This is a genomic window from Accumulibacter sp., assembly GCF_023806625.1.
In the GTDB taxonomy this organism is placed as follows: domain Bacteria; phylum Pseudomonadota; class Gammaproteobacteria; order Burkholderiales; family Rhodocyclaceae; genus Accumulibacter.
Map to the genome: position 1 here is coordinate 91,640 of NZ_JAMTDX010000081.1, position 6,268 is coordinate 97,907.

Annotated in this window: 9 protein-coding genes and 1 pseudogene; 3 read left to right on the forward strand and 7 right to left on the reverse strand. The window is 62.9% G+C overall.

Annotation, left to right across the window (positions count from 1 at the left end):
• Positions 1 to 67 precede the first annotated feature (67 nt).
• On the forward strand, positions 68 to 694 hold the full coding sequence (locus NFW05_RS13530; RefSeq protein ID WP_295307777.1) for a DUF429 domain-containing protein: 627 nt from the start codon (positions 68 to 70) through the stop codon (positions 692 to 694).
• Positions 695 to 1,301: 607 nt separating this feature from the next.
• Here NFW05_RS13530 and NFW05_RS13535 read toward each other — a convergent pair.
• The 7 genes from NFW05_RS13535 to NFW05_RS13565 form a co-directional block, all read right to left on the reverse strand.
• Entirely contained in the window at positions 1,302 to 1,781 is a 480-nt protein-coding gene (locus tag NFW05_RS13535; RefSeq protein ID WP_295307780.1) for a LacI family transcriptional regulator, read from the reverse strand.
• A 9-nt stretch (positions 1,782 to 1,790) separates the two neighbouring features.
• A complete protein-coding gene (locus tag NFW05_RS13540; protein ID WP_295307783.1) occupies positions 1,791 to 2,153 on the reverse strand; it encodes a site-specific recombinase resolvase in 363 nt (120 codons plus the stop codon).
• Positions 2,153 to 3,532: a recombinase family protein gene (locus tag NFW05_RS13545; protein WP_295307786.1), complete on the reverse strand. Its 1,380-nt coding sequence runs from the start codon at positions 3,530 to 3,532 to the stop codon at positions 2,153 to 2,155. Before NFW05_RS13545 ends, NFW05_RS13540 begins: the two co-directional genes overlap by 1 nt.
• Positions 3,529 to 3,978: a DUF2924 domain-containing protein gene (locus tag NFW05_RS13550; protein WP_295307789.1), complete on the reverse strand. Its 450-nt coding sequence runs from the start codon at positions 3,976 to 3,978 to the stop codon at positions 3,529 to 3,531. Before NFW05_RS13550 ends, NFW05_RS13545 begins: the two co-directional genes overlap by 4 nt.
• A complete protein-coding gene (locus NFW05_RS13555) occupies positions 3,978 to 4,166 on the reverse strand; it encodes a hypothetical protein (RefSeq protein ID WP_295307792.1) in 189 nt (62 codons plus the stop codon). The genes NFW05_RS13550 and NFW05_RS13555 overlap by 1 nt, the downstream gene beginning before the upstream one ends.
• 493 nt (positions 4,167 to 4,659) lie before the next feature.
• Complete coding sequence (locus tag NFW05_RS13560; RefSeq protein WP_295307795.1) at positions 4,660 to 5,088, reverse strand: type II toxin-antitoxin system VapC family toxin; 429 nt, start codon at positions 5,086 to 5,088, stop codon at positions 4,660 to 4,662.
• Complete coding sequence (locus NFW05_RS13565) at positions 5,088 to 5,333, reverse strand: AbrB/MazE/SpoVT family DNA-binding domain-containing protein (protein WP_295307798.1); 246 nt, start codon at positions 5,331 to 5,333, stop codon at positions 5,088 to 5,090. Before NFW05_RS13565 ends, NFW05_RS13560 begins: the two co-directional genes overlap by 1 nt.
• A 339-nt stretch (positions 5,334 to 5,672) precedes the next feature.
• Between NFW05_RS13565 and NFW05_RS13570 the strand changes: the two are divergent.
• Together NFW05_RS13570 and NFW05_RS13575 are read left to right on the forward strand one after the other, a co-directional pair.
• Positions 5,673 to 5,855: pseudogene (locus tag NFW05_RS13570) on the forward strand (nuclease); the annotation flags it as partial.
• Between the two features lie 78 nt (positions 5,856 to 5,933).
• Positions 5,934 to 6,268: hypothetical protein (locus NFW05_RS13575; RefSeq protein WP_295307801.1), on the forward strand; the 335-nt coding region annotated here is incomplete at its 3' end.

Consider the following 6,268-nt stretch of genomic DNA (forward strand, 5'->3'; position numbering starts at 1 on the left):
GCATCCTGCGGCAGCGCGGACCACTGGCCGCACATCGTTCGGCGTCACTGACACGGAAGCCCACTCTATGGTCTACTTCGGCTATGACCCTGGCGGGAACGACAGGCACGGCGTGGCTGCCCTGGACGTTCAAGGTGGGAAGCCAGTCTCCGTTACAACAGCCCTTGTTGGCACGGCGGAGATGGCGATTCAGTGGTTCTCGGCCCGGGCCGGTTCGCCGGTAGCGATCGGCGTAGATACCCTGACTTGCTGGAGCACGGGACCGGCAGGTTGGCGGCCCGCCGATCGTTGGCTGAGGGAGAACTGCCCCCAAGTTGGACAGAGTGTCGCGGCACCAAACTCCCTGTATGGATCGATGTCGCTCAATGGGATGATGGTTCTCCTCGCCTTGCGGGGCATGGCGCCTCAGGTGATGATCACGGAGACGCATCCGAAGGTGATGCACTGGTATCTGTGGGGTGAGGCATATGACTTCGTGGCGAGGCGATCTGTGATGGTCGAAGCCCTGGCTAAGGAACTGGGTCTCGATCTCGCGTTGGAATCCGATCACGAATGGGATGCCGCACTATCAGCCTTGGCGGCATTCCGGGGCTCTAGCGGCCAGTGGCAGCGCAATCTACACGCCATCGCCCCGGACAAAGATGAGCGCCTCGTAATGCCGTGCGGCGTGACCAAATACTTTTGGCCCGCGTAAGTGTGACCTCGTTGGCTGAGGTTCCGTCAAGGCTGCGCTTGCAGCGGAAGATCCTCCAGCGGCGCGGGGCTTGCTGGCGTCGCTCCGACGAAACGGAGCCGTGTAGTTCCTGTGTAATTGCGCATGGAAAATTGCACAGTTTGCGGGAAGTCCGTAGAACTTGGACGCCCGCAGAAGCCGAAGCAAGTCTCTTCTGATCAATAGGTTAGGAATGTGCGAGACAAGCCCAGAAACCACTGGAAGGTTGGATTCAAGCACTGAAAATCCGCGTGTCCGTGGTTCGATTCCGCGCTTGGCCACCACGTTCAAAAGCCCGAATTCGTTTCGGGCTTTTTCGCATCTGCCCGCAACGCCAGTATTGGCGCGATTCGCGGACTTGGCCTCTTGAGCACGGACAGCCCCACGTCACGTTTCCTGCGTCCATTCCGCCGTTTTTCTCTCTCTGTTCTCTGCTGCCCTCTGGAACATTCCAGAGATCAAGTCCTGTATTCATGCGGGTTTGCAGGCTGTCGGTTTGCTTCTTCGCTTGCTCGGGAGAGCGCGACCGAACCAACGAAAAGCACAAGAAATAGCCGCCTTGCGGCGGCGTGTCGGTGCGGCACGGATATCAGCACAGCCCTGCCGCCAGCGCCTCACGTTGCGCCAGCCACGACGCGGACAACTTGCCGCGCAGCAACTGGCTGACGCCCACATCGAGGTGTCCTAGGGCGAGGGCTTCGATCAGGTCGGGGGCCAGTTGCGCCAGTCGGCTCATCTTGCTGGCTTGGCTGAGGTCGATGCCCTCGGCCGCCGCGATCTCCGTCATGGAGCTGAACCGTCCTTCGTCCAGAAGCCGCTGCCAGTGGTGCGCCAATCCGAGCGCCCGCATCAGCGCGGTGTCCTTCGCCGCCGACAGTGCTTCCCGCTCCCGAGCCGCCTCAAACAGGAATTCCTGCGGCGCGTCCAATGGCGTGATGATCTGTTTCTTGGCCCCTCGCTTCACCAGCGTCCAGGGCACGAAGGTCTCCAGACGAACGCCGCCGGCGGGCATCGGGATCTCATGGGTGACAGGGCGGCCTGTCTGCTTGCCGTAGTGCTTCTTGGACATCTCGCCTCCTTACTTGAACTGTTCCAATGTCTGGTGCTGGTCTTGCCAGAGCGCCGGGATGTCGTTGCGCATCAGCCACCGCAGTGTGAGCCGCCGAGGCTGGCAACCCCTCATCAACTGCTCGACGACGTCCGGAGCGAGTCGTGCCAATCGCAGCAGCCGGCCAACCGTGGTTGGCATCAATCCTTCGGCCCGGGCGATCTCGACGACGCTCTGGAACCTGCCGGAGTCGAGCAGGTCATGCCAGTACACGGCCCGGGCAACGGCCTTGATGATGCGGACGTCGTGGGCGGATTCCCTCCCGTCGACCAGCAGCTTCCCCTTCTTCCGCTTGAACTGCAGGGGCACGAACGTTTCCAGCGAGTTGTCCATCAGGCCTCGACCTCCAGCAGTTCCGCACCAATGCCCCTCGGCGCGAACTCCCCGATCAGCTTGTCCCAACCCAACTCCCGCCACTTCACCTTGATGCCCTGCACCTCAGCGACGTGGACGAGGTCGATCCGTTCGATCATCAGGTTGGCGAGTCGGTGCCGCTCGACCGGGAACAACTGATCCCATACGTCGTTGAGCCGCCCCATCGCCAGCACCGTACTCGCTTCGTCGATCTGCGCGCCGTTGTGCTGGATGTGACGCACCACCGAGGCGATGGCCTCGGGGCTGGTCAGCGCTGTCCGGATCTGGACGACCACCGCCGCTTCGATCTCCGGCGCGGGCAGGCGCTCGTAGCTCTTGCCCGGCGCGCCGAAGCGACTTTCCGACTTGGACACGTAGTAGTGGTATTTGCGCCCGTTCTTGCGCGTGTAGGTCGGGTACATCCGCTCGCCCGAGGGCGAGTACAGCAGCCCGCGCAGCAAGGCATCCGTGCGTGACCGAATCCTGGTCTCGACCGACCTTCTGCGGCCGTCTTGGGCCAGCACCGCGTGAACCTTGTCCCAAAGTGCCTGGTCGATGATCGGCGGGTGCGCGCCGGGGTACCAGTTCCCGTTGTGCGACAACTCGCCCAGGTAGATGCGGTTACGCAGCAGCTTGTGCAGGTACTTCTTGTCCACGCGCGCGCCGCTGCGGATCTGGCCCTCCTGCGTGGTCCAGGACTTGGTCGTGATGCCGTCGGCGGTCAGGTTGGCGGCGATCTGCGTCGGCGAGCCGATGGTCAGCATCTCCTCGAAGATGCGCCGCACCACGGCCGCCTCGGCTTCGTTGATGACCAGCAGGCGGTTCTCGACGTCATACCCCAGCGGCGGCACGCCACCCATCCATATCCCCTTGCGCTTGGCCGCCGCGATCTTGTCGCGGATCCGCTCGCCGGTGACCTCGCGTTCGAACTGGGCGAAGGACAGCAGGACGTTGAGCATCAGCCGCCCCATCGAGGTGGTGGTGTTGAACTGCTGGGTGACGGCGACGAACGACACCTTGTGCCGCTCGAAGACTTCGATCAGCCGGGAGAAGTCGGTCAGGCTGCGGGTCAGGCGGTCAATCTTGTAGACCACGACGATGTCGATCTTGCCAGCCTCGATGTCTGCGAGCAGGCGCTTCAATCCGGGCCGCTCGAGGTTGCCGCCGGAGAAGCCGGGGTCCGTGTAGTCGTCAGGGACGGCAATCCACCCTTCGACCCGTTGGCTGGCGATCGAGGCCAGACCGGCTTCCTTCTGCGCATCGATGGAGTTGAACTCCTGGTCGAGGCGTTCGTCCGTGGACACCCGGCAGTAGACCGCGCAGCGCTTGCGGGCTTTGCTGGCTGGGATCTCGCTCATGGCGTACCTCCCGTTCGCAGACCGAAGAACAGGGGCCCACTCCAGTGAGTGCCGGTGATGTGCCGAGCCACAGCAGTCAGACTCTTGAACGTGCGCCCTTCGTACTCGAATAGCTCCTCGGCGGTGACCGTCGCCCTGTGCTCGCGCGCGCCCCATTCGCGCAGCAGGATCGTGCCCGGCGCGAAATGGATGTCACGCGGCTTGGCGCGCAGCTTGATCCTGGAGTGCTTCGCGCCGATGGCCTCCAGCCTCTGCTTCGTCTCGGGCGCGAGACCACCCAAGGCTTCCTCCTGCAGTTTGTAGGCGATGCGCGACTCGACGTGCGTCCGGTTGGGGTAGTCCGGACGACGGGGAAAATACCGATCCCACACCGTCCAGAGTTCGGACATGGGCATGCCGGCCAGTTCGGCAACCCGCGCAGCGACAGATGCTTGTTTGTCGTTCATCACAACCTCTCCTCTTGATAGGGGGTTGTATGAACGCGCTGGTCGTCCAGGAAGCCAAGGGCAGATTCTCGCGGTTTGGCGGCCTCTGCAAGCTGGGTGCGCATGATGGCGGCAGCAAGGATGGTCGTGATCTCCGCGGCGCGCTCGCGGGGCGACATCGATTCGGGTAGAGTGAATTCGGCGGTCATCTTCGGTATCCGTTGCGGTGGTCCAGACCGTCCAGAATGATATGACCACGGAGTTTTCGGCGCAGGGGGTTTTGGAGTAGGCGTGAGGACTGGAGCGAAGATTGCGGTCAGGCTGGGGTTGGCCGCTGCACTGCTGATGGCCGGTATCGGCGTGGTGGCGGAAACGCCGACCGCCACGGTGGTCGGGGTGACTGAAGGAGATACGACTCGGACTAGCGGAAGCAACCTGCGAGGAAATCGCCGAGGGGGTGATCAGTCTGATCCGGAACGCCTCGGTGGAGCGCATGGAAGTGGATGCCTACGTGCAGGATGAGGCGACTCGTAGGGTACTCATCGTCGAGATGGGCTATTTTGCCTGGCTCCGAATCGCAGCGGCGTGGTCCAGGCCCTCCGATCTGGCCGAACGGCTCCGATTTCGATCCCGCACGACTTCCTGGTAGCCCTCGACGGCAGAACGCGACGACTTCCCAGGTACCTCGTCATTCCGGCTTGGTCACAACGCAACGAGTTTCAGTCCCTGCCGCTTCGCGTTTTCTGCCAACACCGCATCCAAAGTGGCGATGCGTATCGCGTTGGCGTCGATCGCCGCGGCCAAGTGCAGGGAATCGCCGGCACGCAGGCCGCTGCTGGCATCGAGGGTCAACAATGCGGCGCGATGGAAGGTTGCTGGCTCCAGAGGCAGCAAGCGCAAGTCGTTCGCGCACAGACGCTCGAATTGCCGCCATACCGCTTCGGCGCCCGCTTGGTCGAACTGCCTGGTTCGCCGCTTGATGCCGAGCGCACTGGCGAACTCGGTAACGCACCAGACGCTCGACACCAGATCGTCCGACTCTCCGGCATACCATTGCGAAACACTGTTGCTGGCCGGTTCGCGGGTGCACAGCGCGACGAGCACGCTGGTATCGACGTAACACAGCGCCATCAGTAGCGCCCGCCGCGCCTGACCTCTTCCATCACCGGGTCGCCCATCGGCATCGCCGTCCGACTTGCCTCGACTTCCCTGGCAAAGGCTCTGCGGTCCCACCTGGCCGGGCGGATGCTCAAGCCGCCGTCGGGCGTCAAGGTCGCGTCAACGGTGTCGCCTTCCTTGATTCCGGCACGGCGCGCATAATCGGCAGGGATGCGCAAGGCAAGGCTATTGCCCCACTTGGCGACTAGCAGGTGCATGGTGGTCGTCCTCGAGAATCTACATGAACGGATATACGTTACCAGCCGGACGATCGTCGCGCAAGCTTCGCTGAGCGGCACGCTACTGTTTTCAGTAGCCGCCGCGAAGACGTGATGTTTCCGCTGCGCTGCCCGGAGCCGGGCTTCCTGAACGAGCCTGAATGCCCAAGCCCAGGAGCGTGCTGTTCCGCATCGCGGACCCGCATACCATCGCGGCGCCCGAACTCCATCCGCATGTTGCGTCGCCGGATCGCGTTTAGTCTTGCGGGCGCCGTCTCGTCGATGGCGAGGCTGAGAGAAGAGTTGCCCTCGACTGCCATGACGCGGTTCAATTCGACCATGCGAACAAGCAATTCTTGGTTGCCTCTGTTGCTGATGCTCGGTGTCACCGCCTCGGCGGACACCCTGACCGGCACGGTGGTGGGCGTGGCGGACGGCGATACGATCACGGTGCTCGATGCCAACCGCGAGCAACGCAAGATCAGGCTCGCCGGCATCGATGCGCCCGAGAAGGCGCAACCCAGAAAGGTCGGATTCTTGATCGCGCTGATGGTCAGCATCGGCGCGTCTGCGGGCGCTCGGTTCACGGGGGTTCTCTAAATGCTTGAGTACTATCGAAGGGCCGGACTGGTCCCCTTGCTCGACGCCATTCGCGCTCCACGACGCTATGCCGGCATGAACGGTGTCAATGTCCTGACCAACGCCGCTCCAGAGGAAAGCTACAATCGTGACGAGGTTGTTCGTGAGCTGCGCCGCGCGGAGGACGCCGGACGGAATGGGAATCACGCCTTCGCGCCCGAGTTCACCCATCCGAAGCAGGGCTTGTCCTACGGCCTTAACCCCTACACCGATTGGTCACTTGCACAGCTTGACGCTACACAGAGGTGGCCCCGTTTGTTTGGACAGCAAAGGCTCTTCGATAAGTGGAGCCCTGC